This is a genomic window from Herbaspirillum sp. WGmk3 (genome assembly GCF_023952535.1).
GTDB classification, from domain to species: domain Bacteria; phylum Pseudomonadota; class Gammaproteobacteria; order Burkholderiales; family Burkholderiaceae_D; genus Herbaspirillum; species Herbaspirillum huttiense.
In genome coordinates this window covers 465,280-481,084 of sequence record NZ_JAKYWT010000002.1, presented here as the reverse complement: position 1 = coordinate 481,084, position 15,805 = coordinate 465,280, and the positions used below count along the sequence as shown (strand labels likewise).

The 15,805-nt window shown below is 65.2% G+C and carries 10 protein-coding genes and 1 pseudogene; 6 read left to right on the top strand and 5 right to left on the bottom strand.

All coding sequences use genetic code 11. The features are described 5' to 3' along the window. Positions 1-19 precede the first annotated feature (19 nt). The 4 genes and pseudogenes from MKD49_RS08185 to MKD49_RS08170 all read left to right on the top strand — a co-directional run bounded on the left by MKD49_RS08185 (position 20) and on the right by MKD49_RS08170 (position 6,909). Positions 20-2,122, top strand: coding sequence for a TonB-dependent siderophore receptor (locus tag MKD49_RS08185; protein WP_252696014.1), 2,103 nt, complete (start codon positions 20-22; stop codon positions 2,120-2,122). Continuing rightward, positions 2,109-2,819 (top strand): annotated as a pseudogene (locus MKD49_RS08180) (LLM class flavin-dependent oxidoreductase); the annotation flags it as partial. The gene MKD49_RS08185 and the pseudogene MKD49_RS08180, both read left to right, overlap by 14 nt. 151 nt (positions 2,820-2,970) lie before the next feature. Then, positions 2,971-4,152, top strand: coding sequence for an acyl-CoA dehydrogenase family protein (locus tag MKD49_RS08175; protein WP_121045516.1), 1,182 nt, complete (start codon positions 2,971-2,973; stop codon positions 4,150-4,152). Between the two features lie 264 nt (positions 4,153-4,416). Beyond that, the gene (locus MKD49_RS08170; RefSeq protein WP_252696013.1) at positions 4,417-6,909 is read left to right on the top strand and encodes an EAL domain-containing protein; all 2,493 of its coding nucleotides are present in this window, start codon (positions 4,417-4,419) and stop codon (positions 6,907-6,909) included. A gap of 112 nt (positions 6,910-7,021) precedes the next feature. Here the strand turns inward: MKD49_RS08170 and MKD49_RS08165 are convergent, their stop codons facing one another. Further along, complete coding sequence (locus MKD49_RS08165; RefSeq protein ID WP_039785778.1) at positions 7,022-7,321, bottom strand: hypothetical protein; 300 nt, start codon at positions 7,319-7,321, stop codon at positions 7,022-7,024. Between the two features lie 260 nt (positions 7,322-7,581). On the opposite strand from MKD49_RS08165, the gene MKD49_RS08160 reads away from it, so the two are divergent. Beyond that, the gene (locus MKD49_RS08160) at positions 7,582-9,822 is read left to right on the top strand and encodes a TonB-dependent siderophore receptor (protein ID WP_252696012.1); all 2,241 of its coding nucleotides are present in this window, start codon (positions 7,582-7,584) and stop codon (positions 9,820-9,822) included. Further along, positions 9,816-11,123, top strand: coding sequence for a PepSY domain-containing protein (locus MKD49_RS08155; RefSeq protein ID WP_252696011.1), 1,308 nt, complete (start codon positions 9,816-9,818; stop codon positions 11,121-11,123). Before MKD49_RS08160 ends, MKD49_RS08155 begins: the two co-directional genes overlap by 7 nt. Here the strand turns inward: MKD49_RS08155 and MKD49_RS08150 are convergent. From MKD49_RS08150 to MKD49_RS08135, 4 genes are all read right to left on the bottom strand, one after another. Then, the gene (locus MKD49_RS08150) at positions 11,056-11,589 is read right to left on the bottom strand and encodes an RNA polymerase factor sigma-70 (protein WP_252696010.1); all 534 of its coding nucleotides are present in this window, start codon (positions 11,587-11,589) and stop codon (positions 11,056-11,058) included. The genes MKD49_RS08155 and MKD49_RS08150 overlap by 68 nt on opposite strands. Positions 11,590-11,613: 24 nt before the next feature. Next, positions 11,614-14,067, bottom strand: coding sequence for a TonB-dependent siderophore receptor (locus MKD49_RS08145; RefSeq protein WP_252696009.1), 2,454 nt, complete (start codon positions 14,065-14,067; stop codon positions 11,614-11,616). A 64-nt stretch (positions 14,068-14,131) separates the two neighbouring features. Then, positions 14,132-15,166 carry a FecR domain-containing protein gene (locus MKD49_RS08140; protein WP_252696008.1) on the bottom strand — a complete coding sequence of 345 codons (1,035 nt, stop codon included), beginning with the start codon at positions 15,164-15,166 and terminating at the stop codon, positions 14,132-14,134. 19 nt (positions 15,167-15,185) lie between these two features. After that, entirely contained in the window at positions 15,186-15,710 is a 525-nt protein-coding gene (locus tag MKD49_RS08135; protein ID WP_252696007.1) for a sigma-70 family RNA polymerase sigma factor, read from the bottom strand. Between the last annotated feature and the right edge of the window lie 95 nt (positions 15,711-15,805).

Below are 15,805 nucleotides of genomic sequence, written 5' to 3'. Positions count from 1 at the left end.
AACGTAAAACAATATTGCTATGAACACCAAACTGTGTACCCTCAGTGCCCTGCTGGCCCTGGCCTTCGACAGCTACGCGCAACAAGTCCAAACCAATGCACTGCCGGAAGTGACCGTCAAGGCGACTGCAGATGACAACAGCGGCTACCGGCCCAAGAACTCCTCGGCGGCCACCAAGATCGACGTACCGCTGCGCGACGTGCCGCAAACCGTCAACACCGTCACCAAGCAGGTCATGCGCGATCAGAATGCCCTGTCGCTGCAGGATGCCCTGCAGAACGTGGCCGGTCTCAGTTTCAGTCTGGGCGACGCCCAGCGCGACCAGGTCATCATCCGCGGCTTCAGCGCCATCACCGATCAGTTCATCGATGGCGTGCGCGATGATGCGCTGTATTTCCGCGACCTCTCCAATGTGGAACGCGTGGAAGTGCTCAAGGGTCCGGCCTCCGTGCTGTACGGACGCGGCTCGGCGGGCGGCATCGTCAATCGTGTGACCAAGAAACCGAGCGACGATCCGGTCAGCGAGATCGGGCTCACCGTCGGCAGCGAAGGACAGAAGCGCACCGAATTCGACGTAGGCCGCAACAGCGCCGACGGCACGCTGCTGTTTCGCCTGACCGGCGCGGTGGAAGACTCCAGCAGTTTCCGCAACCAGTATTTCCTGGAACGCCAGGCACTCTCCCCTTCCCTGACCTACAAGCCGGATGCGCAGACCAGTTTCACGGCGCAATTCAATTATCTGCACGACAGGCGACTGGCCGACCAGGGCATCCCCAGTTACCGGGGCCGTCCCGCCGATGTGCCCATTGCCACCTATTACGGTGCGGCCAACGGGCGCGACAGGGCCTTCGTGCAATCCGAGGTGAAGGACGCCACCTTTACCCTCGACCACAAGTTCAGCGAAAGCCTGGCCTGGCGCTCGGTACTGCGCACCTATGATTTCGACCTCGACCGCAACTACACCACCATCAGCCGGGTCACCCAGACCGCCAATCCGACGGTGACGATCGCCCAGGCCCATCGCCAGCGTGCCGAGCGTGGCTTGTTCTGGCAAAACGAACTGACCCAGAAACTGCAACTGGCGGGCATGCACCACGAGCTGTTGTATGGCGTGGAATACAGCTGGCAAAACAAGACTGACTGGCAGGTCACGCGCAACAATGCGGCGACCTATTCCCTGTTCAATCCAGTGCTGGCCAACTTGTCGCCAATTGCAGCCAACGCCGTGCCGAACATCAATGCGGAGACCCGGATCAATACGCTGGCCACCTATGTCCAGGACCTGATCAGCCTGACGCCGCAATGGAAACTGCTGGCCGGTCTGCGCTATGAGCGCCTGTCCCAGGACCGCGATGACAAGGTCGCCAGATCCAGCCTCAATCGCGTCGACACCCCGCTGTCGCCCCGTGTGGGCCTGGTCTATCAGCCCGATGAGCGCACCTCGCTGTATGCCGGCTACAGCCGTTCCTTCCAGCCGCTGGCGGACTCCTTCGTCTTCTACGGCAACAGCGCCCAGCTGGAACCGACCAAGACCGAGAGCAAGGAGGTCGGCATCAAGTACGAGCTCAACGACAAGACCAGCCTGACGGCCGCACTGTTCGAGATGACGCAGAACAACATCCAGGTCGCCGACCCCAACCGGCCGGGCTTTGCCATCAACGTCGGCCAACAACGCACGCGCGGTGTGGAATTGTCCGCCAGCGGCGAGCTTGCGCCGCACTGGAATCTCATCGCCGGCTATGCCTACATGAATGGGCTCATCGTGCAATCCAGCGGGCTGACCTCCGCCGGCACGCCCTTCCAGGGCAACGTGTCTTCCCTTACGCCGCGTCACACCTTCAACCTGTGGCTCAAGCGCGATCTGCCTGATGGCTACTGGGTGGCGGCGGGCGCGCGGGCCGAATCGGCGCGTTTCGCTTCCTCTGACAACCTGACGGTATTGCCCGGTTATGCAGTCATCAATCTGGGCGCAGGTTATGTAGCCGAGAAGTTTGACGTCACGCTGTCTCTGAAGAATCTGCTGGATCGCCGCTACTTCATCTCCGCCCACAGTGCCGCCAACGATTACAACATGCCCGGCGAGCCGCGCAGCCTGCTGGTGAGTACGCGTTACCGGTTCTGATAGCGGAGCGGCCGCGTACGTGATTTGCGCCGCATCGGATCCTGTGATCTTCACGGCCCAGCAGTCGCTGGCCGATGCCCAGGCCTTCTACACCAGCCTCAAGTCGCGCATGGCGCGCCATGGCCGTGACCCGGACCAGCTCAAGATCATGCCGGGCGTGTTCCCGGTGGTCGGGCGCAGCCACAGCGAAGCGCAGGAAAAATATGAAGAACTGCAATCCCTGATCCATCCCAGTGTCGGGCTGTCGATGCTGCAGCAGCATCTGGGCGGCATCGACCTGTCCGGCTATCCGCTGGACGGACCGCTGCCGGAAGATTTGCGCGAGCCCAACGGGTCCAAGAGCCGTTTCCAGCTGGTCACGGGACTGGCGCGGCGCGAGGGACTGACGCTGCGCCAGCTTTACCTGCGCCTGGCGACGGCGCGCGGACATTGGTCGCTCTATGGCACACCGGAGAGCATCGTCGATGAGCTGGAGGCGTGGTTCACCCAAGGCGGTGCCGACGGCTTCAACATCATGCCGCCGACCTTGCCGGGCGGGCTGGACGATTTCATTGCGCTGGTGCTGCCGGAGTTGCGGCGGCGCGGTTTGTTCCGCACCGAATACGAGGGCCGGACCTTGCGCGAGAACCTTGGACTGGCCAGGCCCGCGCACCAACGGCCGAGCCGCCCGGATAGCGCGCTGACCAAGGTGGCGTAGCAAGGTTCGGAACAGGTTTGCGCGGGTATGCGCCGCCCGCGCAAGCTAAGAAGAATTTCGCAGTTTGGTCCGGCGCTGCATGACCCTATGATGTCCTCATCCTTGCCATCCGCTGCAAGGCCGATTCCCGGATCTCTTCAGACACGACCTCATGAGCACAATCTCTCCCGACCTCCTGCAACGCATCGCCGACGGCGCTGCCCAGCGCGACGCCCAGCGCGAACAACCCTTTGACGTCATCGCCGAGGTCAAGGCCACCGGCTTCGGTGCCGGCCGCCTCGACGCCGACTACGGCGGTGGCGGCGCGAGCTTCGTCGAGACCCTCGATACGGCCATCCAGCTGGGTGCGGCCGATCCCAACGTCGCCCACATCTGGCGCAATCACCACGTCGCCCTCGAACGCCTGCTCAATGCACCTCTGCAGCATGCGGGCGTGCAGCGCCTGCGCGAGCGCGTGCGGGCCGGAGATCTGGTCGGCGCTTCCCACACCGAACTGGGCCAGCCCCAGATTGGCGGTAACGCACCGCTGGCCACGCGCCTGGTGCGCCAGGGCGATCACTACGTACTCAACGGCCAGAAGTTTTACTCCACCGGCTCGCTCTTCGCCGACTGGCTGCACGTGACCGTGTCGGTGGAAGATGGCCGCCGCGCCGTCGTGCTGCTGCCGCGCCAGCGTGAAGGCGTGCAGACCGTCGACGACTGGTTCGGCATGGGCCAGCGCCTCACCGGCAGTGGTACGACCGTCTTCGAAAACGTGGTGGTGGCCGCCGATGAAGTAGTCCTGCCGGATCAGGTACCGGCGCGCCAGGCCGTCTTCGGCTCGACCATCGCCCAGCTCTTCCTGACCTCGGTGATCGCCGGCGTGGTCAGCGCCGTGGCCCGTGACGGCGCCGCCCTGCTGGGCAAGCGCAAGCGCAATTACTACTACGCTCCTACGCCCTCGGCTGCCCAGGATCCCATCCTCCTGACCGCCCTGGGCGAACGCGATGCCGATGCCTTCGCCACCCGCGCCGTGGTGCTGGCCGCGGCCGCTGAAGCCGACCGCGCCTATGCCGCCCTGAAGGCCAACGCGTCTGACGCCGATGATCGCCTGCAAGATGCGGCCGCTGCCGCCGCCCGCGCCAAGATCACGGTGGACCGCATCGCCCATCACGCCGCCACGGCGCTGTTCGATATCGCCGGGGCCTCGGCCACGCTCGCCCAGTTCAACCTGGATCGCCACTGGCGCAACATCCGCACCATCTCCACCCACAACCCGACCTCGCACAAGGCCTATGCGCTGGGCAACCTGAGCGTGAACCAGGTCCGGCTGCCCACGCAAGGCTTCTTCTGAGCCTGACCCTGCCCGTAATACCCTGCGCCCGCCAGGGTTTTCATTTGGTTAGTTGTCCTATAAAGTAGACAAAAAACCAAATCAGGGACAGGCGCGGGCAGCATGAATCAACCAGCACCCACTCTGGCTGCGACAGGGGAGAAACCGGCCAGCGGTCATCAAGGCAAGCCGTCCAGCGGCAACGCGTGGCGGCTTCGGCGTTCGTGGCCATGTCTGCTGAAACGGCTCGCACTGCTGGGCCTGTTGGCCGCTGGCAGCGTCTGCATGACTGCGCACGCCCAGCCGCCAGGCGCACCTGCCAAGCTGTTGACGGTCGGCGTCTATCAGAATCCCCCCAAGATCTTCTTCGACGGCGAAGGGACGGCCAGCGGCCTGCACATCGACCTGATCCGGCTCATTGCCGAACGCGAGCACTGGCAATTGCGCTTCGCCCCCTGTGAGTGGCATGCCTGTCTGAAGCAGCTTGAGGAGGGCCGGATCGACCTGCTGCCCGACGTGGCCTGGACCGAGCAGCGCGAAAAGGTATTCCAGTTCCCATCCGTACCGGCGCTCTACAGCTGGTCGATCCTCTATCGCAGCCGCTCGGTGGCGATCAATTCCGTCTTCGATCTCAAGGACAAGCGGATCGGCCTGCTCGAAAACTCGGTGCAGGCCAGTTATTTCCGCAACCTGATCGACAACTCCGGCATCAAGGTCCACCTGGTCATGCTGCACAACGTCGAGAGCGGTTTCCGGATGGCGGCGGCGGGCGAGCTCGATGGCATCGTTGCCAGCCAGCAAGCGGGCGACATGCTGGCCGATCGTTATCATCTGGCCGATACCAGCATCGTGTTCCAGCCGGTCAAGCTGTTCTTCGTCAGTGGCAAGCAAGAGGATCCGGAAGTGCTGGCCGCGATCGACCGCGCGCTCAGCCAATGGCAGGCCGATCCTGATTCCGTGTATTTCCAGATCCTGCGCAAGTGGGGGCGCGGCAATACCAGCCTGCCCGCCCATGTCTGGTGGCTGCTGTGCGGCGCGCTGGCCTTGCTGCTGTGTGCCCTGCTGATTGCCGCCTACCTGCGGCGCGAAGTGGCACGCCGTACGGCACGGCTGCAGCAGAGCGAGACCTCGCTGCGCATCGCGGCAGCGGCCTTTCATTCGTCCGAGGCGATCTGGGTGCTGGACGCCGGGCGCAACGTGCTCGATGCCAATGCCGCCTTCATCGCCCTGACCGGCTACCAGCTGCACGAGCTGCCTGCGGAGGGGATGCCGCCCTGCCAGCGCGAGCAAGACCAGGAGGATTTTCGCGCCCGGCTATGGACGCTGGTCCAGCGCAACGGCAAATGGCAGGGAGAGGTGCGGGTCTGGCGCAAGAACGGCGAAACCTTCTGCGCCATGCTGACCCTGACCGCCGTGGCCGATCCGGCCGGACACATCACGCACTACGTCGGCACCCAGATCGACATCAGCGACCAGAAGCGCCTGCAGGACGAAACCCGGCAACTGGCCTTCTATGATCCGCTCACCGGCCTGCCCAACCGCCGCCTGCTGCTCGACCAGATCGCCGCCGCCAGCTATCTCGGCCAGCCCTCAGCGCTGTTCTTCATCGACATCGACAATTTCAAGGATCTCAACGATGCCCTCGGGCATTCCATCGGCGACCGGCTGCTCTGCCAGATCGCCACACGCCTGCAGGAACTGGCTGGCGGGGCCCTGGTCGCCCGCCTGGGCGGTGATGAATTCGTGATCCTGCAGCAGCAGCCCCTGGCCTCGCCAGCCCTCATCGAAGAGAGCGCCTGCGGATTCGCACAGCGCATCGTGGCGGCCATGGAGCAGCGCTTCGACCTGGACGGACTCAGTCATTTCGCGACCTGCTCGGTCGGCATCGCCCTCATGCACGGACAAGGGGCCAGCGTCGAAGACCTGTTGCGCCAGGGCGACCTGGCGATGTATGCGGCCAAGCAGAAGGGGCGCAATACCAGCTGCCTGTTTGACCAGGCGATGGAACATGCGCTGCATTTCCGCACCGGTCTGGAAAGCGACCTGCGGCGCGCCATCGGCAGCAGCGAATTCCTGCTGCACTATCAGCCGCAGCGCGACCAGGCCGGCAACCTGATCGGCGTGGAAGCGCTGGCGCGCTGGAACAGTCCTTTCCGTGGCAGCGTCTCGCCGGCCATCTTCATTCCGGTGGCCGAAGCCTCGGGATTGATCCTGCCGCTGGGTCACTGGGTGTTCCAGCAGGCCTGCCGGCAGTCGGTGCGCTGGAACCGCGAAGGCCGGCGGGTACCGGTGGTCATTGCCGTCAACGTCAGCGCCGTACAGGTGCGCCAGCCGGACTTCGTGAAGTGCATCCTGGAGACCCTGCAAGCGACCGGAGCCGATCCCTGCCACCTCAAGCTGGAGCTGACCGAGTCCGCCATGGTCGAGGATGTGCAGGCCACCATCGAAAAGATGATGGAACTCAAGCAGCACGGCCTGGCCCTGTCGCTGGACGATTTCGGGACCGGATATTCGTCGCTGTCGCTGCTCAAGCGGCTGCCGATCGACCAGCTCAAGATCGATCAGTCCTTCGTGCGCGAATTGCTATTCGCGCCCAGCGACGTGGCCATCGCCAAGAGCATCATCACCCTGGCTGATGCGCTGGGGCTGGAAGTCATTGCCGAGGGCGTGGAAACCCGCGAGCAGCAGCAGTTCCTGGCGGCGCTGGGGTGTACGCGCTATCAGGGCTACCTGTTCGGCAGGCCGGTGCCTGCGGAACAGTTTGATGACGTGATATGAGGGATGGGTTGCCGGCTCGAATGAACGCTTGAATGAACGCCCGAATTCAAGCGCGAATTCAGGTGTGAATTCAGGCTTGATTTCACCCTTGAATTCGCGCGTGTTGCCTCATTCAATGGGTGGCGCGACGCTCCGCCATGGTCAGGTATTCCGCATGCAGGTGCGCTGCTTCCAGCACCTTGCGGCATTTGGCGCGCTCTGCCGGCAAGGCCGCCAGTTCATGCTGCAGCAGCTGTTCGATAATCTCGGCGGCCTCCATCGGTTCGGTCCCCGCCGTCTGCATGGCCAGCAGGCAGTTGCGGACCGTGGCGCGCACCAGCTCGGCGATCGGTTCATCCTGTTCCGACATCTCACACAGCCGCACGATGATGCCCAGATGACGCCGCGCGATGCTCATGGCATTGGTACACATGTCTCCCTCCTTGTTATGCAAACCAAGATAGGACGTGGCCATCCACACCGCCATCAGGCGTTTCCTGATTTCAACATCGACAAGCAGCGCGCATTCCCGGGCGATGAAAAGCCGGCCTTGCCCAATCTGCTGCCGTGATTTCTTCACCGTGCCGCCTGTCATCCTAAACAAGAACACGTCTCATTCGTCAACCAGAGAGCGGGCCCTTCGGTTCGTGCCAGCACCGCTGGCGATCCCTCTTTGCGACCACGCTCCTGACCATGACGACAAGAAAAACCTGCCGCACTTCCCCGCACGCCCGCGCTCTCCTGCCCTCTCCCGTGGTCCGTCCCCGCCTGATGGTGCAGGCGCTGCGCCTGGCCTTGCTGGGCCTGCCCGCCGCCGCCCCCGCCTGGGCGCAGACCACCACCGATGCCACGCTACCCCAGGTCACCGTCACCGCCGGCCAGGAAGAACAGGCCACCGGCCCGGTCCACGGTTTCGTCGCCAAGCGCAGCGCCACTGCGACCAAGACTGATACCCCCATCACCGAAACTCCGCAATCGATCTCGGTCGTCACGGCCGACCAGATCGCCACCCAGCAGGCGCGTTCCGTCTCGGAGGCACTGGGCTACAGCAGCGGCATCCAGGTCTCCAATGGTGCCTTCGCCATTTCCGAAACGGCCTCGCTGCTGCGCGGCTTCCCCATCAACAATGGTGGCTCGCTCTATCGCGACGGCACGCTCACCGCCTCCAACGCCAGCTACAGCCGCTACGCGCCGGAACCCTACGGACTGGAACGCATCGAGCTGCTGCATGGACCGGCTTCGGTGATGTTCGGACAGAATGCGCCGGGCGGACTGATCAACGTGGTCTCCAAGAAACCGACCACCACTACCCTGCGTGAACTGCAGCTGCAGGCCGGCAGTTTTGATCGCAAGCAGGTGGCCGGCGACTTCGGGGGTGCGCTCGATGAAGGCGGCGTCTGGTCCTATCGCATCACCGGGCTGGCACGTGACGCCGGCACCCAGGTCGATGGTACGGTCGATCGCCGCCTGTTCCTGGCCCCGGCCATCACCTGGCGTCCGTCCGACCGCACCGAATGGACCGGGCGCTTCGAATACCAGCGCAGCGAAGGCCTGTCCAACAACGTCTTCCCCGCCAGCGGCACGGTCACGGCCAATCCCAACGGGCAGATCCCGACCAGCACGGCAGTGGGCCGCAGCGCCGACAACAGCGAGCGCTACGAGAACTGGTCGCTCAGCTCGCAGTTCTCGCATCAGTTCAACGAGGTGTGGAGCTTCCGCCAGAACCTGCGCTATACGGATTACAACGGCACCCGCAACAGCATGCGCTTCGCCGCCTTCTATCCGGCCACGCAGTCGGCGACCGCCGCCCTGCAGCGCTGGCGACTGAGTACCGAGTCCGATACCTTCACCGCCGACAACCAGCTGCAGGCCGACTTCAGCACCGGTGCCGTGCAGCACAAGGTGTTGATGGGGGTGGACTTCCATCACACCGCAGGCACGGTACGCGGTTATGTCAGTCCCAATACGCTGGCCGGTTATGTGCTCTCCAATCTTTACACGACCAGCTACGGCAATCTGCCCGCCGTATCCGAGAACTACAATCTGCGCACCGTGGATGACCAACTGGGCTTCTATCTGCAGGACCAGCTGAAGATCGCCGAACGCTGGTTTGTCTCCGCCGGCATCCGCCACGACCGCTCGCAACAGACCGTCAGCAATGCCATCGCGCGCACCCGGACCGAGCGCAGCGACCGCGCCAACACGCGCAACCTGGGGCTGGTGCATGAGTTGGCCAATGGCGTCTCGCCCTACCTGAGCTACACCGAATCCTTCACGCCCACCACCGGCACCAGTTTCGGCGGCGACATGCTCAAGCCGGAACGCGCCAAGCAATATGAAGCCGGCGTGAAATACGCACCCGTCAATACCAATGCGCTTTTCACGCTGGCGGTATTCGACCTGCGTCGCCAGAACGTGGCGACCACCGACCTGGCCCATGCCGGCTACTCGGTGCAGACCGGTGCGGCCCGCTCCAAGGGCGTGGAGCTGGAAGGCAAGCTGTCCCTCACCGAGGGCCTGAGCCTGACCTCCAGCTACAGCTATACCAACGCCAAGGTCACCAGCAACAATGCCACCAGCAGCAGCACCAACACCGAGGGCAAGGCCTTGCCCGGCGCGGCCAGACACAATGCAGGCGTGCTGGCGGACTATGCCTTCCAGCGCGGCGCGCTGGCCGGTGCGCATGTGTCGGCAGGCGTGCGCTACATCGGGCGTTCCTACGGCAATGCGCTCAACACCTTCGAGGTGCCTTCGGTCACGCTGCTGGACTTCGGCGCGCGCCTGGACCTGGGCCGCATCAATGCGGACTGGCGCAACTTCGAGCTGGCCTTCAAGCTCAACAACGTGACTGATCGCGTCTACGCGTTCTGCTCGGAACTCTGCGAGTATGGCGCGCGCCGCACTGGTCTCGTGCAGTTGACCACGCGATGGTAAGCACGCTGTCCGCCTGGCTGTGTCGCCGTGCGCCACGCCGCCACCACCTGGTCCTGCTGCATCGCTGGACCGGGCTGGCCATCGCCTTCTTCCTGCTGGTGGCCTGCCTCACCGGCAGCCTCCTGAGTTTCGAAGAGGAGCTCGATACCTGGCTGGCACCCGAGCTGCACCTGGCGCAGCCGGCGCCGGGCCAGGCGGCCACTGCGATGCTCGATCCTTACCAGTTGCGCGCACGGGTGGAACGAGCGCTGGGACCGCAGGCACAGGTGAACCAGTTGATCCTGCATCCGCAACCGGGACGCACGGTTCGCTTCATCGCGGAACCGGCGCTGGATCCGGCCAGCGGCAAGCCCTATCGGCTCAGCTATGACGAGGTCTTCGCCAATCCCTACGATGGCACAGTCCAGGGCGTGCGGGACCGCAACGCGATCAGCCTGCGGCCCGCGCAACTGATGCCCTTCCTGTTCAAGGTGCATCATTCGATGGCCCTGCCGCGCGTGCCGGGCGCACTGCTGATGGGCATCGTGGCGCTGCTGTGGACCCTCGACTGCTTCGTCGGCATGATCCTCACCTGGCCGCGCGCGCGGCCCTTCCTGGTGAAATGGAAACCGGCCTGGCTCATCAAGTGGCAGGCCGGTTTCTATCGCGTCAATCTCGACCTGCATCGTGCCTGCGGCCTGTGGCTATGGGTGATGTTGTTGCTGATCGCATGGTCCAGCGTGATGTTCAACCTGCGCGACCAGATCTATCTGCCGGTGATGTCGCAGATCCTGCCCTTCGATACCAGCTGGCGCGGCCGCCCGTCACTGCCCAAGCCGCTGGCGCAGCCGCCGCTGGAATGGCCGCAGGCCCATGCCATGGCACGTGCGGCCATGGCGCGCTTCGCGCAGGAACGTGGCCTGAGCATCGACTTCGAAGAAAAACTGAGTATGGACCGTCGCAGGGGCTTGTATGCATACATGGTCCACAGCAATGCAGACATCCGCAGCGACGCCGGCAATACCGGCTTGCTGATTGACCCCGCCACCGGCGATATCCGTGGCCACTGGCTGCCGCAGGGCGACCGCAGCGGCAATACCTTCAGCAACTGGATCGGCGCACTGCACATGGGCCAGGTGTTCGGCCTGCCATGGCGCATCTTCCTGGCCGTGCTGGGCGTGCTGGTGAGCGTGCTCACCGTGACCGGTATCGTCATCTGGTGGAAGAAACGCGCGGCGCGCGCTCCACGTTCGGTCAGGGCGGCGGTGTCAGGGCGAGGCACTGGCGGCAGCTTGCCTGGGCATCGCGGATCAGGAAGTTGACCAGCGTGACCGAGATGCCCAGTTCGGCTGCGATCTCGCGCTGGCTCAGTCCGGTCAGGCGATACAGCTCGAAGGCCCGCCGGGTACGGGCAGGCAAGCCGTCCAGCGCCTGGCTCACCAGTGCCAGGGTCTGGCGGCCAATGGCGATGGCCTCGGGACCCTGCGCTTCTTCGTGGATGTCTTCGCCGGCTTCTTCCTCGGCAAAGACATCGCTCTCAAAGCGGCAGCGGCGATGACGATCGATCGCCAGGTTGCGCACGATGCGCATCAGGTAGGCCTGGGGCTGGCGGATGGCGCAGTTTTCCTGTTCCTGCACTTCACGGATCTTGAGATAGGCATCCTGCACCACGTCATCGGCGCGATGCGGACATCCCAGAATGCGCTGGGCCGCCTCGCGCAAGCGCTGGCGCTGGCCGATGAAGTGCTGTTGCAGGCCGGTGGGGGTGGCGGCGGTGGCGTGATGCATGCGTCCGGGTCTCCTCGTGAAGTGCTACCAGCGATAGCGGGCACTGAGCACGGCGGTGCGCTCCTCGGCCCAGAAACAGGTCAGCGTCGGTTCCGCCAGGCAGGACGTGCTGCGGCGATTGGCCAGGTTGCTGACGTTGAGGGCATAGCGCCAATGGCCCTGGTCAAGCCGCAACATCGCGTCGAGCAGCACCGTGGCGGCGTTGCGCACGCTGTTGTCGGCATTGGCGTAGCTGGCCCCCGTATAGCGTGCGCCCGCGCCCATGCCCAGGCCGGGCAAGGCTTCACCCGGCGTGTAGTCCAGCCACAGGCTGGCGGCATGGCGCGGCACCAGCATGGGCGTCTTGCCCACCAGCGACGCATCGGCATGGGCGGTATTGATGGCCTGCGTCCAGCTGTAGGCCGCCAGCAGGTTCAGTCCAGGTGACAGCGCACCGCGCGCTTCCAGTTCCAAGCCGCGCGAGCGTACCTGGCTCTGGTCGACCGAGAAATTGGCGTTCTGCGGATCGCTGGTGAGGACGTGATCCTTGGTGGTCTGGAACAGCGCAGCGGTGTAGAGCGCCCGCCCCGCCTCGGGCTGGAACTTGATGCCGGCTTCGATCTGACGTCCGTGGCTGGGGGAGAACGGCCGGCCCGCTACATCCTGCCCAGGCTGCGGCAGGAAGGACGTGCTCACGCTCAGATACGGCACCAGCGACGGCATCAGCTTCCACGACACACCGGCGCGATGACTGAGCGCATGGGCGCGCGTGTCGGTGCGCACTGCCGTGCTCAGGTTGCGGGTGGTGTCGGTGACGCGGTCGTAGCGGCTGCCCAGCGTCCAGACCAGTGCGCCGTCACGAATCTGGTCCTGCACGTAGAGCCCGGTCTGCTGCATGTCCTCCTGCAAGCGCGCGGCCAGTTGCGAGGCCATGGCGATGGGCAGGCCGTAGACCGGCGCATCCAGGTCCAGACTGGGTGCGCTGCCGCGATAACGCTGCTCGTCCTGATGCAGGCGAGTCAGGTCGAGGCCCAGCACCACCGTATGTTCGGCATCGCCCTGCTGCAACTGGCCTTGCAGGCGCGTATCGAGCTGGCTGCTTTCCAATTGCGTGTCGTAGCGTGCCGCCATGCGGGTGAGCACGCTGCCACTGAGGCTGACCGGATTGAGGACCGAATACTGCGACCGCAAGCCGGCCTGGCGGAAATCCTGCAGCAGCTGCCAGCGCTCATCCAGACGATGCGCCAGTTGCCAGCCCAGCGACCATTGCTCGCCGCGCTGGCGGTCGATGCCGGGATCGCCCACCAGCGTGTGGGTGAGGCTGCCGTCGGCATTCACGGCGGTCCAGCGGCTGCTGCCGTTGCGGTCCTTGAGGTAGTCGGCCAGCAAGATGAGGCTGGTGTCGCTGCTCAGGCGCAGCTTGAGCGAGGGGGCCAGATACAGGCGGTCGTTCTCCACGGCGCGGCCATTGCCGTAACGGAACTGGGTATCGCTCTCACGCACCAGTGCCACGAGACGCGCCTGCGCCTGTCCGTCTTCATCCAGCGTGCCGCTGAGGTCGGCGGCCAGCTGGTGCGCGTTGAAGGTCCCAGCTGACAGCACCAGTTCATCGGGCGACTCCGCGCCGGCCAGTTTGCTGATGCGGTTGACCACCCCGCCCGGATCGGCCTGGCCAATGGTGGCCGAGGCCGCACCGCGCAGCACTTCGACCCGCTCCAGTCCATAGGCTTCGGTGCGGAACATGCCGAAGCCCGCCACCAGCTGGCGCAGGCCGTTGAGGTAGTTGCTGGTGTTCTGGGCATTGATGAAGCCGCGCAGGTTGAAGTAGTCGTAGCCGCGTGGGTCCACGCCATGGGTCTGGGTGTTGGCCCCCGGCAGGTAGCGCAGCGCGTCCATGACGCTGGCGGCTCCGCGTGCGTCCATTTCCTCGCGCGTGACGACCGAGAGCGATTGCGGGATCTCCAGCAGCGGTGTGGCGGTGCGGGTTGCAGTCTGGCCGTGGGTGGCGGCGTAGTCTGGCTGCCCCTCGTGCATCGCCAGAGGGTCGGGACGGCCGATGATGACGACCTGTTTCAGGCGTTGGCCCTGCTCGGGGATGAGGTCATTGCCGGAGCGCGCCGGCCCCTGCCATTGCAGGCCATAGCCGCCGCCCGGGGTGCGCACGGCCCGCAGGCCGGATCCGGCCAGCAGCTGCGCGAGGGCCTCTTCCACCGCCAGATCGGCATCGAGGGCGGGGGCGGTTCGGCCCTGCACCATGTCCGGCGCATAGGAGAGCGTGATGCCAGCCAGACGCGCGAACCGGTTCAGGGCTTCGTCCAGCGGTCCGGCAGCGAGCTGGTAATGGCGATGCACTGCCCTCGCCTCCTGCGCCCAGGCGAATCCGCCGAAGCCCGGCACGGCACAGGCCAGCAGCAGCCCGAGCACGAGGCAGGGGCGGTGCAGACGGTCAGCGTGCAGTCGCGGCGGGATGAAGGCGGGCATGGAAAATGACAAGAACATTCACTGGTTTCATGAGGTATGCCGAAGCAGGCCCCCAAAACCCGCAATCCCTGCCAGAAAATTCTTATCGGCTGTTTAGCGCCGTCACCCGGACCCAGAAGCGGGTACGCTGTTCGATGCGTACCGGCAGCGCTTGCGCCAGCGACTCCAGCGCTGCATCGCCATCGCGCAGCTGGAACACGCCCGACACCTTCAAGGATGCCACGGCGTCCTCGCAAACCAGCCATCCGTGGCGATAGCGTGCCATCTCGGCCAGTACATCACCCAGGCGCATGTCGCGCGCCACCAGCGAGCCATCGAGCCAGGCCGTGGGGTCCATGGCGGCCGCCGGAATGGCCTGCCGCCGCAGCTCGCCGCGCGTATCGATCTCCACCGTTTCGCCGGGGACGATCACGGTGCGCGTGCCCTGCCCCGGGTCCACGGCCACCCGCCCTTCCAGCACGCTCAGGCGGGTCACGCCCTCTTGCTGGCGCACGGCGAAGCGCGTACCCAGCGCCTGCAGGCGGGCCTGGGCGGTCTGGACCAGGAAGGGGCGATGGCGGGGCGAGAGTGCATCGCGCCCGGTATCGATGAAGATTTCGCCGTGTTCCAGCGCGATCAGGCGCTGCTCCGCATCGAACTGCAGGCGCACGGCCGTCGCGGTATTGAGGGCCAGTTGCGTGCCGTCGCCCAGGGTCACGCGGCGCTGGTCGCCGGTCCGGGTGGCGTAGCGCTGGCCGGCGAGGTTATCGAACAGCCCGGCCTGACGCGCGGCCAGGCCGGCCAGGGCTACGCTGCCCAGTCCCAGCGCCACCCCGCCAAGCCAGCGACGGCGCGACTGGCGGCGGCTGCGCGAGCGGTTCAGCGCCGAGAGCGGTTGCTGCCATTGCGCGGGCGCGACCGGCAAGGCCACCAGCCGCTGGAATTGGGCTTCTGATGCCATCAGCTCGGACCACACGCTTTCATGACGGCCATCTGCCGCGCGCCAGGCATCGATGCGGGCCTGCAAGGCGGGATCCGGCGCCACACCGGAGGGCTGCGCCCGCAGCTGGACCAGCCAGGCGATGGCTTGCTCCAGGACCGGATCAGGTAAGGCCGAAGGCATTGGATTGGCAGACATCAGCGTGAAAGGATGTGCTTCAGCTGGCTTGCCAGGCTTGCCGCATCAGGTAGCAATGGCGGATGGCGGCCGCCATGTATTTTTCGACGCTGCTCAGCGAGACGCCCATGCGCCGGGCGATCTCGGCATAGCCCAGGTCGTCCAGCCGGGACATCAGGAAAGCCTCGCGCGGCTTGGCTCCCAGGCCTTCCAGCATGGCGTCGATGGTGGCCAGCGCCTCCACCAGCAGCATCCTGGCCTCGGGCGAGATCACTTCCGGTGCCGGCAGATGGGCGATGGCCTCCAGGCAGGCGCGTTCGACCTCGTCGCGCCGAACCTTGTCCACCACCAGGCCCTGCGCAATACGGGTCAGCCAGGCGCGCGGTTCGCGTACTTCAGCCAGCACTTGCGGCTTGCCCAGAACCCGCAGGAAGGTATCTTGGGCCAGGTCGGCCGCATCGCAGCTGCTGCCCAGCTTGCGCCGCAGCCACTGCTGCAGCCAGCCATGATGCTCGCGGTAGAGCGAGTCGATGCGCTGGGCGTCGGCGGGGTGCGGGACAGACATGAGGGAGCCGGCGGTCTCTAAATAATAATAATTCTCATTTTAACGGCGGATATGAAGTTTGACAACGGTGGGAAAGGTACGCTGCGTTGCGATGG

What these genes read in the sequence shown, in the direction of transcription:
- MKD49_RS08185 (WP_252696014.1), top strand. Translation starts at nt 20, where the DNA reads ATGAACACCAAACTGTGTACCCTCAGTGCCCTGCTGGCCCTGGCCTTC.
- MKD49_RS08175 (WP_121045516.1), top strand. Translation starts at nt 2,971, where the DNA reads ATGAGCACAATCTCTCCCGACCTCCTGCAACGCATCGCCGACGGCGCT.
- MKD49_RS08170 (WP_252696013.1), top strand. Translation starts at nt 4,417, where the DNA reads ATGACTGCGCACGCCCAGCCGCCAGGCGCACCTGCCAAGCTGTTGACG.
- MKD49_RS08165 (WP_039785778.1), bottom strand. Translation starts at nt 7,321, where the DNA reads ATGTGTACCAATGCCATGAGCATCGCGCGGCGTCATCTGGGCATCATC.
- MKD49_RS08160 (WP_252696012.1), top strand. Translation starts at nt 7,582, where the DNA reads ATGACGACAAGAAAAACCTGCCGCACTTCCCCGCACGCCCGCGCTCTC.
- MKD49_RS08155 (WP_252696011.1), top strand. Translation starts at nt 9,816, where the DNA reads ATGGTAAGCACGCTGTCCGCCTGGCTGTGTCGCCGTGCGCCACGCCGC.
- MKD49_RS08150 (WP_252696010.1), bottom strand. Translation starts at nt 11,589, where the DNA reads ATGCATCACGCCACCGCCGCCACCCCCACCGGCCTGCAACAGCACTTC.
- MKD49_RS08145 (WP_252696009.1), bottom strand. Translation starts at nt 14,067, where the DNA reads ATGTTCTTGTCATTTTCCATGCCCGCCTTCATCCCGCCGCGACTGCAC.
- MKD49_RS08140 (WP_252696008.1), bottom strand. Translation starts at nt 15,166, where the DNA reads ATGTCTGCCAATCCAATGCCTTCGGCCTTACCTGATCCGGTCCTGGAG.
- MKD49_RS08135 (WP_252696007.1), bottom strand. Translation starts at nt 15,710, where the DNA reads ATGTCTGTCCCGCACCCCGCCGACGCCCAGCGCATCGACTCGCTCTAC.